Origin of the sequence: Gimesia maris, assembly GCF_008298035.1 — a bacterium.
GTDB lineage: Bacteria > Planctomycetota > Planctomycetia > Planctomycetales > Planctomycetaceae > Gimesia > Gimesia maris.
Genome location: NZ_CP042910.1, coordinates 4,332,519 through 4,349,344, shown reverse-complemented (window position 1 = coordinate 4,349,344; position 16,826 = coordinate 4,332,519). Strand labels below are relative to the sequence as shown.

The 16,826-nt window shown below is 48.8% G+C and carries 12 protein-coding genes; 7 read left to right on the top strand and 5 right to left on the bottom strand.

The genetic code is table 11. The features are described from left to right. Positions 1–179 precede the first annotated feature (179 nt). The 3 genes from GmarT_RS15920 (at position 180) to GmarT_RS15910 (ending at position 4,985) form a co-directional block, all read left to right on the top strand. Positions 180–2,366 carry a Kelch repeat-containing protein gene (locus GmarT_RS15920; RefSeq protein ID WP_002648032.1) on the top strand — a complete coding sequence of 729 codons (2,187 nt, stop codon included), beginning with the start codon at positions 180–182 and terminating at the stop codon, positions 2,364–2,366. Positions 2,367–2,408: 42 nt separating this feature from the next. Then, on the top strand, positions 2,409–3,299 hold the full coding sequence (locus GmarT_RS15915; protein ID WP_002648033.1) for an acetamidase/formamidase family protein: 891 nt from the start codon (positions 2,409–2,411) through the stop codon (positions 3,297–3,299). Positions 3,300–3,371: 72 nt separating this feature from the next. Beyond that, entirely contained in the window at positions 3,372–4,985 is a 1,614-nt protein-coding gene (locus tag GmarT_RS15910; protein ID WP_002648034.1) for a N,N-dimethylformamidase beta subunit family domain-containing protein, read from the top strand. Between the two features lie 11 nt (positions 4,986–4,996). On the opposite strand, the gene GmarT_RS15905 is transcribed toward GmarT_RS15910, so the two are convergent. Then, entirely contained in the window at positions 4,997–6,466 is a 1,470-nt protein-coding gene (locus GmarT_RS15905) for a DUF1501 domain-containing protein (protein ID WP_002648035.1), read from the bottom strand. 42 nt (positions 6,467–6,508) lie between these two features. Further along, complete coding sequence (locus tag GmarT_RS15900) at positions 6,509–10,027, bottom strand: PSD1 and planctomycete cytochrome C domain-containing protein (protein ID WP_002648036.1); 3,519 nt, start codon at positions 10,025–10,027, stop codon at positions 6,509–6,511. Positions 10,028–10,249: 222 nt separating this feature from the next. Between GmarT_RS15900 and GmarT_RS15895 the strand changes: the two genes are divergently transcribed. The 4 genes from GmarT_RS15895 (at position 10,250) to GmarT_RS15880 (ending at position 14,674) form a co-directional block, all read left to right on the top strand. After that, complete coding sequence (locus GmarT_RS15895; RefSeq protein WP_002648037.1) at positions 10,250–11,656, top strand: SBBP repeat-containing protein; 1,407 nt, start codon at positions 10,250–10,252, stop codon at positions 11,654–11,656. 1 nt (position 11,657) lies between these two features. Continuing rightward, the gene (locus GmarT_RS15890; protein ID WP_044239282.1) at positions 11,658–12,719 is read left to right on the top strand and encodes a hypothetical protein; all 1,062 of its coding nucleotides are present in this window, start codon (positions 11,658–11,660) and stop codon (positions 12,717–12,719) included. Between the two features lie 471 nt (positions 12,720–13,190). Continuing rightward, the gene (locus tag GmarT_RS15885; protein WP_002648039.1) at positions 13,191–14,135 is read left to right on the top strand and encodes a DUF1559 domain-containing protein; all 945 of its coding nucleotides are present in this window, start codon (positions 13,191–13,193) and stop codon (positions 14,133–14,135) included. A gap of 98 nt (positions 14,136–14,233) precedes the next feature. Then, positions 14,234–14,674, top strand: a complete 441-nt coding sequence (locus tag GmarT_RS15880) for a hypothetical protein (protein ID WP_002648040.1) — start codon at positions 14,234–14,236, stop codon at positions 14,672–14,674. Positions 14,675–14,760: 86 nt separating this feature from the next. Here the strand turns inward: GmarT_RS15880 and GmarT_RS15875 are convergent, their stop codons facing one another. The 3 genes from GmarT_RS15875 to GmarT_RS15865 all read right to left on the bottom strand — a co-directional run bounded on the left by GmarT_RS15875 (position 14,761) and on the right by GmarT_RS15865 (position 16,807). Further along, a complete protein-coding gene (locus GmarT_RS15875; protein WP_002648041.1) occupies positions 14,761–15,123 on the bottom strand; it encodes an EamA family transporter in 363 nt (120 codons plus the stop codon). Positions 15,124–15,228: 105 nt separating this feature from the next. Beyond that, the gene (locus tag GmarT_RS15870) at positions 15,229–16,137 is read right to left on the bottom strand and encodes a glycoside hydrolase family protein (RefSeq protein ID WP_002648042.1); all 909 of its coding nucleotides are present in this window, start codon (positions 16,135–16,137) and stop codon (positions 15,229–15,231) included. Between the two features lie 7 nt (positions 16,138–16,144). Then, complete coding sequence (locus GmarT_RS15865; protein ID WP_002648043.1) at positions 16,145–16,807, bottom strand: acetyltransferase; 663 nt, start codon at positions 16,805–16,807, stop codon at positions 16,145–16,147. Between the last annotated feature and the right edge of the window lie 19 nt (positions 16,808–16,826).

Genomic DNA, 16,826 nt, shown 5'->3' with positions numbered 1-16,826 from the left:
ATGCTGCGCTCTCTGGTTGCAGGCAGAAATATTTCTCGAACTCAATAATGGGAAGCGACGCTCGCTTGCAACCTGGCAAAGCGGATGGGTATCGTAGATGTAACAGATTACTTCTGTAGCACTTAAGATTCTTCTGACCGCTTACTCTCCCACCAGAAAAGCCTGAATCTGGAGCCATTATGATTCGTCCGACTTGCCTGTTCCTGTTTTTATTACTTCTGTTAACTAATATCAGTTTTGCAGACGAACCCAAACTGGACTGGGTCCAGGTCACCGAAAAAGCAGGGTGGCAACCGCGTGATTCCCAGGGAGAACTGGTTTACAAAGATCAGCTTTGGATTTTTGGTGGCTGGTTCAATTCGTATGAAGCACCGCCTCGCGATGTCTGGAATTCTGCTGACGGAAAAAACTGGAAGCTGGTCACCAAAGAATCGCCGTGGATTCACAGCGATCTGCCAATGACGGTTGTCTTTAAAGACAAAATGTGGCTGATGGGGGGCTGGTATAATGGCCGTCTAAAAGGGCATTCTGCAGGCAATCAGGTCTGGTCTTCAGTCGATGGCAAGAACTGGGAACTGGTAACACCGCATGCAGAGTGGACGCCTCGTCTGGCTGCTGGGCTGGTCGTTTTTAAAGATCGACTATGGTTACTGGGGGGGACGGAAAACTATTATTTTGGTGATGAGAAAAGTCTCAAAAATGATGTCTGGAGTTCGGCGGATGGAAAAACCTGGAAACAGGAAACAACAGACGCAGGCTGGTCTCCCCGCGCGTATCATCAGGCAGCTGTTTTAAATGGCAAAATGTATGTGTTAGGGGGGGGGAATTATACCCCGGAGTATCATGCGACCAATGATGTCTGGAGTTCAGAAGATGGGGTGCACTGGAAACAGGAAACAGCGCATGCACCCTGGCATGAACGCCTCTGGTTCTCCACGGTGGTCTATCGAGATCGACTCTGGGTGATTGGGGGCTGGTCAAACAATCCGGCTGCCAATAAAAATGATGCCTGGTATTCTCAGGATGGAAAAGACTGGAAGCAGTTAAAGTCGGATCATGTCTGGAAAGCACGCCACGAACATTCTGCGTTTGTATTTCAGGATAAAATCTGGCTGGCGGGAGGCCATGCGCAACCTCTGAACAGCGAAGTCTGGACGCTGGATATTCCTGAAGACTGGTTTGAGAAAACTGAGGAAACTCAGAAAACGACTTCGACCCAGCCTGCATTTCCCAGGACGATCGCAAAACTCAAAACGGGAAAGCCTGCAAAAATTGTCTGTTTTGGTGATAGTGTCACGGGAGTTTACTATCACACGGGGAGCCGTCGTGCCTATACCGACATGCTGGGAATCGCATTAGAAAAAAACTTTCCCGAAGCAAAGCTGAAAATGATCAACGCGGGGATCAGCGGTCATACCACAGTCAATGCGTTGGCGCGGATTGAGCGGGATGTATTAAAACAGCAGCCGGATCTGGTCACTGTCATGTTTGGATTGAATGACATGACACGCGTTCCCCTGGAAGAATACCGTGAGAATCTCAAATCAATCGTGAAGCAATGTCGTGATGCCGGCGCGGAAGTGTTGTTGTGTACGCCCAACTCTGTCATCTCCACATCGGGACGACCGGCAGAGAAACTGGTGCAGTACTGTGATGTCGTCCGCGCAGTCTGTGACGAATTGCAGGTCCCGCTATGTGATAACTATCAAAAGCTGAATGCGCTAAGAGAACAGGATGCATTAAGCTGGCGATTGATGATGAGCGATGAAATTCATCCGAATATGGCGGGCCACAAAAAATTAGCCGAACTGATGGCGGAATCCATTTCCGGGGAACCCGTTTCGCTTGCGGATGTTGCTCCGTTAGCGCAGGCATTACCGCGAGTGAAATCGCTGGTCGAAGCGAAAAAAACAGTCAAGGTGATCGCCATGCCTCCTCTGGATCAACTGATTCAAGCCGCGTTTAAAAAAGTGGCACCTGAGGTGAAACTGGAAGTTTCAACCTGGCAAACGGCAGGCAAGTCGCGTCGGCAGATCGAAGCCGATGCTAAAGCTCTGGTGCGTCCCAGTAAACCGGATCTGGTTCTGCTGACCATTCCGCCGACTGCGAAAGCAGGCAATCAGGAAGAGTTGATTCACAGCCTGATGTGGACGATGAACTATTCGCTGAATTTTGGAGCAGGGGGCTGGGATTGTGTCGTGTTTCATCCCGATGTTTTCGATGCCGGTCATATTGATACGGAAACGGACCGGATGACAAGGAAACTCGTGCGCGGGCAGGATTTGACTCTCGTGGAACGAACTGGAGGGCAGACCGGTTCACCTGAGGAAATTGTGATCCAATGGCTGAAATCTCAACTCGACTGAAGCAGTTTCAGGGTTCTCTCGGTCCGTACACAGGAATTTCAAATGCAACAGATATCCCTCGGTTTCCTGAATTATGAATTCAGCCGCTTTCAGGAACCTCGTATCAGTATCGAATCGGGTGAAACAATCCGGGTGGAATCAGAGGATGCGCTCTCCGGCCAGATTCGCAAAGCGGGGGACCTGCGTGATAAAACCAGGGTCCCGTTCAGTAATCCGCTGACCGGCCCGATCTTTATTAATCAGGCGGAACCCGGCGACACACTGGCGATCAAAATCGAAGCGATCGAATCCCGGGATGGGCAATGTGCCACTTATACCGGCAACCCGAAACAGCTCTGTCAGTGGCTGGGGACTGACGTTCTGGACGGCGCGCATGTCTGCCCCATTCGTGACGGGTATGTCTACTGGAGTGATCAGATTAAAATACCCTATCAACCCATGCTGGGCTGCATCGGCACGACGCCTGCTTATGGCATGCCCAGTACAATGCCGGCTGGAACGCATGGCGGTAATATGGATATCAGGGAAGTGACAGAAGGAAACACACTCTATCTTCCTGTATTTGTCCCCGGCGCGCTGCTCTATCTGGGAGATGCGCACGCCGCGATGGGCCAGGGAGAGCTGTCCGCGACCGGACTGGAGATGGCGGCACAAACGACACTGACAATTGAACTGATCAAGCAGAAAACGATCGCCGGGCCCCGCATTGAATCACCGAATGAACTGATGACCGTCTCCAGCGGCACACCGATGGAGCGGGCGACAGCAGACGCATTCGCGCAACTGATCTTATGGCTGGAAGCGGACTATGGCTGGAATCGCTGGCGGGCCTATGATCTGCTCACGCATGTCGCTGAGATCTCGATGGGCTACTATGAAGGGGGCGGGTTAGCAGTCAAAATCGCTAAAGAATATGTCGCACATCCGTCTTGAGACTACCTGAAATCAGATTTGATCCGAAACGGTACGCCTCGCAGATGCTTTTTTACTTTCGCAGGAAAACTCATGTTAATTGGATATGTCAGCGACGAGGATTATCGCGCGTTATATGATGTGGCTGTAGAGTTTCAGTCTGAATGTCAGTTGATCAGTACTCGTTCCACTGCATCGGGGGCGGTTATTGCGGATTTAGCACCGGGTAATTACGAGGTCATATTACAGCATCGTGATTATTGCGCGAAACGGGTGGAACTCAAGGTAGAGCCGGGACAGGTCCACCACTTCCGGTTGCTCTCAACGAAACTGTTCGGGTTTGCCTGGCCTCGCTGTATTCAGAGTGGAGAAGCTTCTGAATTCCGGGTGCATTCCACTTCAGAATATCAGTTGGAACTCTGGCGATACGGAAAAGAGAAAGAGTATATCCGGCGGATCGGTACGTTTGATGATCATGCACCGCTGGCGAATTTACAGATCACGCCGGACGGCGATTATACGCAGAAGGGCGTGGACTGGAATAATGTCGGTTATCGCACTGTCACACAGAGACAAACTGTGACAGCGTCTGACAGGTCTGGCCTGTACATGTTTCATCTCAGTAATCAGTCCGGTCAGCAGTTCACGTTTCCCTGGGTAGTTTCTCCCCGAACCCCACAGTCAAAGATTGCGATCCTCGCCAGTGATTTAACCTGGAACGCTTATAATAATTTCGGCGGACGCAGTAACTATCTGAATCCCGAGGGACTACCGGATACGCCTGTCGTCAACAGTCGACAGGAATTACGCCGGTATCTGAAACCCTCTTTCGGCGCTTATTATGTTGAGGATTATCCTCCCTTATCACTCGAACGCCCTCAACCTTATCTGCACATCGACCTGGAAGAACAGCTCCGCGATCCTATTTACAGCCGGATGGGGTGCGGGATGCTGCATTCCGAATGGCGGCTGCTGGGCTGGATGGAAGAGCAGGGACTCAACTACGACTATTACAGCGAGACGCAGTTTCATTTCGATCAGCTGCCCCTGAGTGAATATCAGGTTCTGATTCTCAGCTCGCATCCGGAATACTGGTCAAAACAGATGTACGAGCGATTGAAGTCCTGGGTATTCGAATCGGGCGGCCGATTGATTTATCTGGGAGGGAACGGTTTGAACTGTGAAGTGGAATTTCTGGACGAGGAGCGGATCGTCTATCACAATACCGACTGTACGAGCTGGTGCGGTGTTGCCATGGATCCGCCGATTCCGGAAAAAGATTCCACGTATGAGAGCCGTTTTCATGCGCGGCAGGAATCCGAAGCGAATCTGCTGGGGGTGGTCTTTTCCTTTGCCGGCATTATGACAGGGGCTCCCTATCGCGTGGTTGATGAGCGGCACTGGTGTTTCGACGGAACGAAGTTGAAAAACGATGACCTGTTTGGGACAGAGAGTCAGCACATGCGGATTCCCGGCGGCGCTTCGGGACATGAGACCGACAAGATCTCGCCCAGTTCTCCAGCGGATGTGCAACTGTTGGCACAAGGTACAAATCCCGATGAAGGAGGTGCAGATATGATTCATTACCAGACTGCATCAGGTGGAGAGGTCTTTTCCGTCGGTTCGATCTGCTGGATCACTTCGATGCTGGTGGACGAGAATATTTCAAAAATATCCCGTAATGTGATCGATCGGTTTATCAGCTGACTGGTCGCATCTCAGGCGATAATATCCAGGATCGGTTGGCCATGATCGATTTCCAGTCGTTTGCGACCAGGGATATCCAGTCGATGCGGATCAAGGCCTAGCAGGTGATACAGGGTGGCATGAATGTCGGTGACGTAGTGCGGTGATTCGACCGCATGAAAGCCAAGCTCATCTGTGGCGCCGTGTACGTAACCCTGTTTGATACCTGCGCCGGCAAACCAGACCGTGAATCCATGGGGGTGATGATCTCGACCACTGGGCATCTTTGTGTTTCCACGTGATTCCACAGCCGGTGTACGTCCAAACTCGGTACAGAAAACGACGACAGTGTCTTCCCACATCCCGCGACGTTTAAGGTCTTTTAAGAGTCCGGCAATCGGTTTGTCAACGCGTTTACAGGAACGGGTGTGGTTTTCTTTGAGGTTCTGATGCGAATCCCATTCACCGTACCCGCTCAAATAAACCTGTGTAAAACGCACGCCCCGTTCCGCCAGGCGTCGCGCTGCCAGCAGGCGACGTCCATAAACAGAGGTCTCTTTTTCATCAATGCCATACAGTTGTTGTGTCTCCTGAGTTTCTTCTGTCAGCTCCAATGCTTCAGGTACGGAGTTCTGCATACGAAACGCCAGTTCGTAGGAATTGATGCGGGCGCGTAGTTTTTCATCGGTCGGATATTCTACTGCAGCCAACTGATTGAGCTCGTTGATCAGCTGATATTGATTCGCTTGCTCCTGTTGTAGAATCGATTCCGGACGCGTACCGAAAGGGAGTGGGTTTTTCGGATCGAGTGAGAGTTCTACACCCATATATTTGGGCCCGAGATAATCCGGATTGAAGTTTTCTTTCACGCGAGTGTCAGTGTACGAACCGAGAAAAACATATTCGGGTAAATTCTTGTTGAGGCTGCCCAGTCCATAACTGAGCCATGAACCGACGACCGGCTCTTTCTGATCCAGTTTGTGACGTCCATGGTGGATCTGAAATTCAGCCGCATGGTCGTTGTCTGTTGTGTACATGGATCTCACAAAAGAGATGTCATCGACACACGTCGACAGGTGCGGCCACCAGTCGGTGATTTCAATTCCGGATTCTCCCTGTTTTCTGAATCCAACCTGCATCGGCATGATCTGGGAATGTTCGCGTTTTACCTGCACTACCGAGCGGGCGCGTGCCTGATAGCGCGGGTCTTTAAAGGGATCGGGATATATCGTGTCTGAAAAGGTTTTACCAGCATATTTATTCAGTTCCGGTTTCGGGTCAAACGTTTCCATCTGGCTGTAACCGCCTGACAGGAAAACCCAGATGACTGATTTTGCTTTTGGAGTAAAATGTGGTCCTCCAGTGGGGGCAGAATTGGTTTCCGCCCGTATTTCCTGCCCGAGCAGACTGCTTAATGCCATACCCGTAGCCCCAAAACCCAGATCCGCCAGAAAAGTGCGGCGCTGAATCTGCCTGCATTGTGGTGTGATGAAGTGTTTCATAAGACTGTTCCTGTGATTTGCTGTCGTAGATCGTTCTGGAAATCAACGGATCGTGACAAAATCGTTATGACTGAATAATGCGTGGACCAGACTCTCTCGCGCACGGGCTTCGGGGGATGCCGCTGGTTGAGAATAATCGCGTTTTGTAACGGGAGATGCGGCGTTTGGTGTTTGAGCGGAATAGAGAGATTTCTGGCGTGACAAAAATGCAGCTGCCACTGCCTGCTCCTGTTCACTGGCGGGGCGAGATAAGATCAGTTTGAATGCCCGTTTGATAAACTCAGTCTGCCGCTGGCCTCCCGGTAGTGTGGAGGTTGTTTGAGACCAGATTTGCTCGGCGATCATTCGGCCTTTTTGCACGGCAAGAGTACTATTGGTTAACGCCAGTGCCTGTTGAGGCATGACGGTGGTTGTCCGTTGATAACAGTCTGTTGCACTGGCACCGTCAAACAGTTCCAGAAATTCCATTTTGGCCTCGCCATGATGCGAATAATACAGACTGCGACGGTTAGTGCTCAGACCCTGATCCTGTTCGAGTTCCTGGCCATACATAGTCGGGTCAAGGTCGCCGGCAAGATAAAAGATGCTGTCCCGTACGACTTCTGCTTCCATACGGTTCGTGGGAAATTTCCAGAGCAGGTGATTGTCCCTGTCTTGCATAAGGTTAGGATGTTCTGCCGGCACGCCTTTCGAACTACGTTGATAAGTCTTACTGGTAAGAATGACTTGATGTAGATGCTTGATGCTCCAGTTATGATCCATGAACTCGGCCGCCAGCCAGTTGATCAATTCGGGATGAGTCGGTTCTGCTCCACTGCGGCCAAAATTATAAACTGATTTGACCAGGGGCTTGCCAAAGTGCCTCATCCAGATGTGATTCACGGCAACCCGCGCGGTTAACGGGTTTTCGCGGCTGGTAATCCAGCGGGCGAGTGCAGTCCGTTTTCCGGTACTCTGTTCGGGGAAAATCCGGCTGAGTGCCGTGTATTTGGTTGAAGTTGCTTCGATGGGTTTTTGTGCGGCAGTCAGTTGCGCTCGACTCTGGGTGACCTGTGTTTGCGCGGATGTAAGCTTCTTCACTCGTTCCTGGTCTGAATCCGGTAGTAATTTAGCCTGCAGTAATGCGGGTTCGGCTGATTTCAGGTTTGATTCTGCCCGGCAGAGTTTGGCCTGCCATTCAGTTTGACAGGCAGCCTGTTCCAGTGATTCAACATGGTCAGATTTCTCAATATAGCGAGCGATTGCAGCGCGCACTCTTGCAGCGTACTCCGTTTTTTCGGCTTCAGCTGCTTGTCGTCTGAATTGTAAATCGGTCTGAGTTGCTTTGGTAAGATCACATTTCAGTTGAATGGCCTTAACCTGCTGTTGCCATTTTTGATCCGCTTCCGTCAGTGGAGACTTCAGGATGATCTGTGATGTGGCAGGACCGGTACTGAAACGCGTGAGTTGCCAGTTCGCGATTCCGGGGAGATCCTCTCCTGACTGATAATCCGGGAATTCGAAATCACAGCGCAGCAATTCCTGTCCACTCAGATTCTCAATGAGAATCTGATCAAACTCCGCAATGCTTCCCTGGTGTGCATCAAGGAAGAGTCCTCGATTCGCCTGGACCGCCGGATTCCAGCCATTCAGTGCGATTGGCGTCTGATTGAGAATCGTGCTTGACCTTTCCGGTCCGTGGATCGATAGCTGCGCAATGTCCTGATCTGGTTTCAGATGAAGACTAATATTAAATTCAATGTTACCGGAATCACTTTTATAGGAACCAATGGTCGTAGGATTCGTTGTGCCCGGGACATACGAAATGATATTACCCGCTTCAAACGCGACGTAGAGACTGGTTTTGCCACCGGTTAAATTGTTGGACAACTGAAAATTAACATGGGCATCCTTCAAAATACGAAGCTGAAACTGAATCCGAATATCGGAATCGAAGTTCTTCCAGTCAGTGATTTCATAAGAGAGTATCCGGCGTCCCTGTTCGGCATTGAGTTGCAGGGCCTGCTGGTTAATCTCTGATGAAGCCGTTTGCGTCGGATCGTTTTTTCCGGCAGCGATTTTTTCTGGCCTGGCTGTCAGTATATTCGCCAGCACAGACTCGTGCTGCATCAACTCCTGTTCCAATTGTGTTTTCTGCTGTTCCCAGTTTTTGAGAGCACTCTGGTAAGCGGCCTCGCGTTTCCGGGTCTCTTCCTGAATGACAAACGGTTTCAGGCCCGGGTACCAGGCGGTGGCAGGGAGTGATACCGGCTTGAAGTCTAGCTTGTCTCCCCCCAGAAAAGCGATGGCGGAGGCTTCGACTGGCGGCTTGTCTTTGACCACATTCTGTTCCAGCCCACCCATATAAAACTTTGCTTTCGCATCCAGGTGTCTGTCGTAGATACGAACCATGCCCGTGCGAACGGGGCCATTACGAACACTGAGTTTATATTCAGGGAAAATTCCTGGGTCAGCTTCACCCGGCACGCGATCATGGCGGAGATCGATCGGTTCGAAAAACGAGCGGAAGGCAAAGTATTCATTTTGCGTGATGGGATCATACTTATGATCGTGGCATTCGCAGCAGTTCATGGTCAGCCCCAGAAATGCCTTGCCGGTATGTTCGACATTATCTTTCAGCCAGGTGTGATAATTCCAGCGGTAGAAATTGCGCACAATAAAGCCGGTGGCAACCAGATTCTCACGATCATTGGGAGCAATCTCATCCGCCGCCAGCATTTCGAGAACCATGCGGTCATAGCCTTTATCCTCGTTGATGGATCGGATAATCCAGTCGCGCCAGCGCCATGTCAGCGAGTAACTGTTGGTCATATCTTTGGCGCCACGGCGTCCGTACCAGTCACTATAACGCCAGACATCCATCCAGTGACGTCCCCAGCGTTCTCCATATTGTGGTCGCGCGAGCAGATCGGCGATTACCCGGTTCCAGGCATCCGGTCGTGCGTCACTGAGATAAGCGTCCAGTTCTGCGGGTGTGGGGGGAAGCCCGATCAGGTCGAGATAGACTCTCCGCAACAAAGTTGCCTTCTCTGCCTGGGGTTGTGGGATCACCTTCGCCTGTTCAAGTCGCGAAAGAACAAAGGCATCAATCGGGTTTGTTGATTTCGTTTTGACTTGAGGCACATCTGGACGGAGTACCGGTTGAAAGGCCCAGTGCTCTGCAGGATCGGCTTCAGGCTGATCGCCGCTGGGATACTTTGCCCCCTGGGCAATCCAGTTTTTAATCAGTTGGATCTCATCTGGTTTGAGTCGTCGTCCCTGTCCTTCGGGGGGCATCTGAATGTCCGCATCCGGAGTCAATACCTGATACAGCAGGCTTTCGTGTGGCTTACCGGAGACTATCGCCGGGCCGATTTCTCCTCCCTTGAGAATCAACTTGCCTGCATCCAGTCTTAATGAAGATTCCTGTTTCAAACTGCCATGACAGGCAAAGCAGTGTGACTTCAGGAGTGGCTTGATCTGTGTCTGGTAATCGATTTCAGCTGGAGCCGATCCTGCAGAGAGCGGATTCTGGATGATGGTCAGCAGGATCAGTGAGACTGCAGTCGCTGAGTATTGCATATATCGACTCCCTATTCTGTATGAACAGATTACATATCACGACTCACTTATGTTTAGAATAAATTCTCTTTCCTGTTGTCACAAGGTGGTTTATGCTAGATTGTTAAATATGCTAAGAAAATAAAATTGCCAGTCTGCTTCTATTTCTGGTGAAAAATTAATGTCATGATAAGATGATTGTCCCTGCCTTGTCTGGATGTACTGTTTCAAAGAAAGTCTGTTATGAAGTCATTCTCTTCCCGATCTCACCTGCTTCTGTTTCTTTTTCTATCGAGTCTGTCAGGGCCTGTTTCTTTTTCCAATCAGGCGTTCTCGGGAGAAAAGCAGGGGGCAACTTCGGAACGAAAGGTCCTTTGGGTACAACAGGCAGGGGGAAAGAAACACGACAAAATCCGTGGCATGGCTGTTGATCAGCAGGGGAACTGTTATGTAACGGGAGAATTTACAGAGACCGCTCAATTTGCAGATCAGACAGTCACCAGCCTGGGGAATATGGATTTTGTGCTCGCCAAATATGATCCTGCAGGCAAACTGCTCTGGATACAGACCGCCGGAGGCAAAGACATTGATCGGGGGTATGGCGTTGCCGTTGATCAGGCGGGGAACTCCTATGTCACAGGACATTTTCAAAGTCCTGAGTTTCAGATCGGCGACAAAATTCTGAAGAACCAGGGGGACTACGATTATTTCATCGCCAAATATGATCCGCAGGGAAAACTGCTCTGGGCCGAGAGTGCCGGCGGAACGGGCTATGATTACGGACATGGAATCGCTGTAACACCTGAAGGGGACTGTTATGTGGCGGGATCCTTTTCCGGGGATGTCACATTTGGTACAGCGCAAACGGGAAACAAAAAAGGGCGATCGTTGTTTGTAGCCCGCTACGATGCAGATGGAATGTTGATCTGGAGCCAACTGGCGGGCAATGCTCGCAGTCAGAGTGGACATCAGATTGCCGTCGATACCAGCGGAAACTGTTATGTCTGCGGTTATACTACGGGACTGCTGGAACTGGATGGTCAACAGGTGGGGGTCGACACGAGTGTGCAGGAAATTTTTCTGGCTAAACTGTCCCCGGCGGGAAAGCTGATCTGGTCAGCAAATTCAGGCGGACAGGCAAACGGTTTGAGTACAGGAGTTGCCGTCGATCATCAGGGCAACTGTTATCTGACGGGTATGTTTAAAAATAAAGCGACTTTTGGCAAAACGACTCTGACTAGTAAGGGCGGCCATGATATATTCGTTGCACGGATCAATGCCGATGGTTCTCCCGCCTGGGCCTATACCGGGGGCGGAGAAAAAATTGATTACGGCCTGGGCATTGCAGCAGATCAGGCAGGTAACTGTTATGTCACCGGAGAATTTTCAGACAACGTGCACTTCCTGGGAAAACATTATCCGAACCTGGGAGGTCGTGATCTGTTTATCGCCCGTTTTTCTCCCGATGGAAAGCCTGAATGGCTGGAAATTATGGGCGGTGATAAAAGCGATTTGAGTTATGCGATCGCTGTTGACAAAAATCAAAACTGCTTTGTTTCCGGTGCTTTCTCTCCGACCACTCAATATCAGGGTCATGATTTGAAAAGCCAGGGTAGTAACGATATTTTTCTGATCAAGTTGAGCCAGTAATATGCGATTTCGAGTTCTGCTAATCGTCAGTATGCTTTCCTCGTCTGCTGTCCTGTGCGATGCGCAAACCGCCATTGAAGCACCTGAGGTCAAACCGGCCCGGCAGGCGGGATATCCCCTGGCGACAACTCGACGTACGGCGATAAATGTGCTGCCATTTCATCGTGAACTGGATGCCGTCAAACTCCAGAAATGGCTGGAGATTAGTTCTCGCTGTACGATGGCGGAATTTGAGCTGTTTTTGTCTCCCCTGACAGCGGACGAGCAAAAACTGCTTGAAGTGATTGAAAGTAAACCGGCGCCGATTGTGAATCGACTGCATTTTGAAAACCTGAGAGACGTTTTAAAACAAAAAGCGCTGGTCTCTTTGCAGGTGGAAGAAGAAGTTAAAAAAGATGATTTATCGCATACGACTCCGGCTGTGGAAAATCTGCTGTATGGTGCATTCGATGCCGTTTTTGCGAGCGTCGGTCCGCCGAATGGTTCTCCCCGCTATGGTGATGTGGTCATTCATCTGAAAGACTCCGTACGAGAACATGGGTGGGCCACTCCTTTCAGTGGCATGCATTTCATGTATGCCATTCAGCATAAAGATGCGCGAAAGATGCAGGATATGCTGGCTGCTGGAAAGTCACTCCCGGACTCGCCCTATAATCCTCTCCATCTGGGGTTTAATGACCGGCTGCATTTTTCTCACTATGTTGTCACTGAGAAATACTGGAATCAGATATTGGCTTTTCAGGCGATTCTGGTTTATCGCAATCTGGACAACTCTCCCGCGAGCGCGGAAGTCAGACAGCGGTTTGCTGCATTGTTGAGAGAAGAAAATCCTCAAAAGTTCTGGAATCTGTTTATTCCACCCCGTGTGAAGAATGCGACTGCAGCGCAGGAAAACGAGAATATTCCTTTTGGCTATCTGGAAGGGAAGTTCGATGATCAGATCTCGATCGATTTCTTCACATCCATTCAGGTCCCCGCATCAAAACTGGCGGAAGTCAAGTCCTGGCCTGAAGCGCAGCCATATCTGCATCTCATTCAGGCAAAGTCAGCAGATGTACCCTGAACATGTTCAAGCAGATCAACAGAAGCAATACTGTATCGCATGTATTAAGAATATAACCTGTCTTCTGTGACTTGCCGTTTCAGTAATACATAAACGATCAGATAGTGGAATCAACAACGACCTGTCTTTCAGCAGGCCCTGCCTGATTTCCATGCAGGTTACCCTGTCGCTATACGCCTTCCGCGAGTGAAGTATGAGATCAGAATGAGACCTCGGTACGCATTGTTCATCGATTTCGCCTTGGATTCGTGGTTTTTTGATTGTTCAAAAATATTAGTTGAGTGAAGCAGAAAAAAAATATTTCATTGGTGCATGATTTGCGAATGAGCGTTGTGGAGAAAGTTGTAACTTAAAAAAGGTGATCGCTGCTGTCCTTTTATATTTAATTCAGGCAGGGATGATTCGAAATGCTGCTTTCTCTTCACGTTATTTTCATATTAGTTATCTACTGTTCAATGGAGTATGGTCATTATGCAATTTCGAGAAAGACGAAGTCGCGGTTTTACGCTGATCGAGCTATTAGTGGTGATTGCGATTATCGCAATTTTAATTGCTCTGTTATTACCAGCTGTTCAACAGGCGCGAGAAGCTGCCCGTCGCAGTTCCTGTAAAAACAATCTGAAGCAGATTGGTCTCGCATTACATAATTATCATGATGCCCATCGAGTTTTTCCACCGGCGGCGATTGCACCGGGAAGCTGTTACTGTGAACGTGTACTGGATATGCCAGCCGGTTCCTCTCCACTGTTGATGAATCATTCGTTTTATCAGCTGCTGCTACCGTATCTCGATCTGGCAAATCTCTATAACCAGTACGATTTTACGCTGTCAACTTCAACCCATGTCGCACGCTCTGATGGAAGTTATTGTGGTTCCGTGGGACCGACGTTTGCCGGCTCGGGGCAGTTGACGGTTGCCAAAAATAACTTTCCCGTTTTTCTGTGTCCTTCTGATCCCAATCCTACCAAATATGGTGACTACCAGAAATCGAGTTACGGGCATGTAGGCTACACAACTGAGTACAGCCTGGTCTCTTCGTATGGAAATAATACAAGTAGTCTCAAAGGGACTCTGGGCTTCAACGGTTCTGCCAGAATTGCTGATATCAAGGATGGGACCAGTAATACGATGATGATCATGGAAGCCTCTATGCTGCTGACCAGTGCTTCGTATGGACCCTTCTGGAATTCCTACCGGCATACGAATGTGTTGCTGCCCGTTTCTTATGGAATCAATAAAAACCATCCGGGTTACGATAAACCTTACGCCTGGGGAGCCGGTAGTCATCATGAAGGAGGCTGCCAAATGCTGATGGTCGACGGAGGAGTTCGCTTCTTAAGTGAAAACGTAGACCGTCTTGCGGTCGTCCAGGCTTTGGTCTCCATTAAAGGCGGGGAAGTTTTACCAGAGTTTTAAGTCCGACTGTTGTATTAAAATCTGACTGTATCCGTCGAACGCACCACGTCACCTCGTCGGTGCGTTTGACATTTCATATCAGCGCCGAAAGTCAACCCATGCCCTCGATTCCTTTTCAGTTTCCTTTTGTTTCTCGATACCTTTGCCTGCTGATGCTGTCCTTGATCCTGGCGGGGTGTTCCGGAAAAAGTGACGATTTACCCGAACTGGCAGAAGTGACCGGGCAGGTCACTCTGGATGGAAACCCTTTACCGGACGCGATCATCGATTTTTATCCCCAGGGCGCTCAGCAGAAAAAACAGTCACGTGCTTCCACTGCTGCCACAGATGGAGAGGGGAAGTACTCGCTGATGTACAACAATAATACGGCAGGCGCAATCCTCGGCGATCACCTGGTTCGTATCAGCAAGACAGAAGGGGGCGCGGAAGTAGCCGGTCCTGAGATGCTGCCTAAAAAGTACAATGAGACTTCCACCCTCAAAGCGACTGTGACTAAAGACGGTCCCAATACGATCAACTTCGAGTTGACGAGTAAGTGAACGACTTAACCGAACTGCTTCGGAAATCGAGTCGGGTTCTATTCTTCATAGCCTGTAAAATGGCAGTATCCTCAGCAGACTCTTATTCAACCCTGACTGCTCACAATAATTCCCAGGACGATCAGAATCAGCCCGACACTTTTAGCGAGTGTAACCGGTTCTTTAAAAAAGAGTGCGCTGAGAAACATCACCAGCACAAATGCCAGGCTCATAAACGGATAAGCATAGCTCAGAGGTAGCTTGGTCATGGCAGCCATCCAGCTTAGAGCTGCAAGGAAAGCACATGCAAAACTGCTTAAGACCCAGGGATTGAGTAATAGTTTGACTATGAAGTGAACCTTATCAATACTGTTTTGGGGAAATGCTCCCGCAAGTCCAACCTGCCATTTAATGATGATTTGGCCGTAGACTGTAAAGAGGATGGTGAGCAGGATATAGAGATGGCTCATATAGATCAACTAACTGGATTAACAGGAAAGTGAGAGTAAAAATTAAATAGCAAATGATTCAGTCAGTGTTGTATTATTATTGCGAAACTTAAAAGTTAGAGATCATCAATCACTCTCTAAAACAGCTAAACCAAAGCCCGTTTTGCCATAGGCATTTCCATTATAAAGCATATACCGGTTGCTCTTGTGATCGAAAACATGCGGATATTCTATCATTTCCGAGTCCCAGCCTGTTTTTGATACATCAATACCGACTTCCTCATCGAGTCGAGTCCAGTTGATTCCATCATCTGATTCTGCGTATCCAATTCGGTAAGAAATTCCTCTGTATGAATACCACATTTTATAAATGCCGTTGTCGTTGATGACACAAGGTCTTGCTAAAGCATATTCATCTGCAGATTTAAAAGTAATTGCAATAATTCCATCACGGCGCCAGTTGATTCCATTTTCTGATTCAGCATATTTAATACAAAATTTGAATGCGCAGTCGTTGTCTTGGTCCCATTCTAAATTAGATCCATACCACATTTTCCAGATTCCATTCTCGTGTAGAATCCAAGGGTATGAGATAGACAGGGGATCCACAGAATTTCGATCAATGATAGGAGCGGGCGAGTATTTGGTGAAAATACATCCTGTTGAATCACTGATTGCAAGTCCAATACTATTTCGCCATGGTACAGTCACTCCCAGATTCCAACCAAGATAGTAAAGGTATTTTATTTTATCGACTGTAACCAGCCCTGTGACAGTAACACCACTGTCATCAAAATAACCTGGGTCGCCTGGGGAGAGGATTGGAGTTTTTGAGATGTTTAAAATTTTATCTGGTTGATTTATATTGAAATCAATATGGTAAATACTTGATTTGTTATTTTTGTCTCTACAACTGGAGTAGACTCTGTATAACGAATCAGATAACTGGTCTGCCACTGGATTTGCTGCATGTGAAACCATCCAGTCATAATGATGATCGGGAGCGAAGACCTGCCCTAATTTCTTCCATTTCATAATTGATTCATAATCCCTTTAAACGGTAGCTGGGGATTTTTGACAATTCGGCTTTGGGCGCTTTATAGACCCCACTTTCCTGCGTATCAGCCATGATTGTCGCTCCGCCGCCAATCACGCATTTCTCGGCGATGTTTATATGATCGCGTAGTGTCGCATTTACGCCAATAAAGCAGTTTTGTCCGATGTTTACGCCTCCTGAAATAACAACATGCGAAGTGATAAAGCAGTTATCACCTATGGTGGAATGGTGGCCGATATGATTTCCACTCCAGAGAGTTACATTGTTTCCAATTCTGACATACGGCTGGATGGTATTGTCTTCGAGAATGAAACAATTTTCTCCAATGGAAAGATCCGGCCAGGTCGTTGCTTTAGAACTCACGTAACTTGTTAATCGATAGCCTTTCGCTTTTGCTTTAGCGCATTTGTCAGCGCGAACAGAATTTATGCCTGCATAACTGACTGCGACAAACATATCATATTCTTCCGGAGGATAGCGTCTTTCGATTTCTTCAAATGGAAAGACGGGGAGACCACAAAACTCTGAATCGGTGAGGAATTCCTGATCAACAGTAAAGGCTTTAATATTGTATGTACTGTCATGTGTGAAATAGAAATGTGCAACCTGGGCGATATCTCCCGCGCCAAAAATAATAATCGGTTTCATATTTCTGTTCCTTTTGATT

What these genes read in the sequence shown, in the direction of transcription:
- GmarT_RS15920 (WP_002648032.1), top strand. Translation starts at nt 180, where the DNA reads ATGATTCGTCCGACTTGCCTGTTCCTGTTTTTATTACTTCTGTTAACT.
- GmarT_RS15915 (WP_002648033.1), top strand. Translation starts at nt 2,409, where the DNA reads ATGCAACAGATATCCCTCGGTTTCCTGAATTATGAATTCAGCCGCTTT.
- GmarT_RS15910 (WP_002648034.1), top strand. Translation starts at nt 3,372, where the DNA reads ATGTTAATTGGATATGTCAGCGACGAGGATTATCGCGCGTTATATGAT.
- GmarT_RS15905 (WP_002648035.1), bottom strand. Translation starts at nt 6,466, where the DNA reads ATGAAACACTTCATCACACCACAATGCAGGCAGATTCAGCGCCGCACT.
- GmarT_RS15900 (WP_002648036.1), bottom strand. Translation starts at nt 10,027, where the DNA reads ATGCAATACTCAGCGACTGCAGTCTCACTGATCCTGCTGACCATCATC.
- GmarT_RS15895 (WP_002648037.1), top strand. Translation starts at nt 10,250, where the DNA reads ATGAAGTCATTCTCTTCCCGATCTCACCTGCTTCTGTTTCTTTTTCTA.
- GmarT_RS15890 (WP_044239282.1), top strand. Translation starts at nt 11,658, where the DNA reads ATGCGATTTCGAGTTCTGCTAATCGTCAGTATGCTTTCCTCGTCTGCT.
- GmarT_RS15885 (WP_002648039.1), top strand. Translation starts at nt 13,191, where the DNA reads ATGCAATTTCGAGAAAGACGAAGTCGCGGTTTTACGCTGATCGAGCTA.
- GmarT_RS15880 (WP_002648040.1), top strand. Translation starts at nt 14,234, where the DNA reads ATGCCCTCGATTCCTTTTCAGTTTCCTTTTGTTTCTCGATACCTTTGC.
- GmarT_RS15875 (WP_002648041.1), bottom strand. Translation starts at nt 15,123, where the DNA reads ATGAGCCATCTCTATATCCTGCTCACCATCCTCTTTACAGTCTACGGC.
- GmarT_RS15870 (WP_002648042.1), bottom strand. Translation starts at nt 16,137, where the DNA reads ATGAAATGGAAGAAATTAGGGCAGGTCTTCGCTCCCGATCATCATTAT.
- GmarT_RS15865 (WP_002648043.1), bottom strand. Translation starts at nt 16,807, where the DNA reads ATGAAACCGATTATTATTTTTGGCGCGGGAGATATCGCCCAGGTTGCA.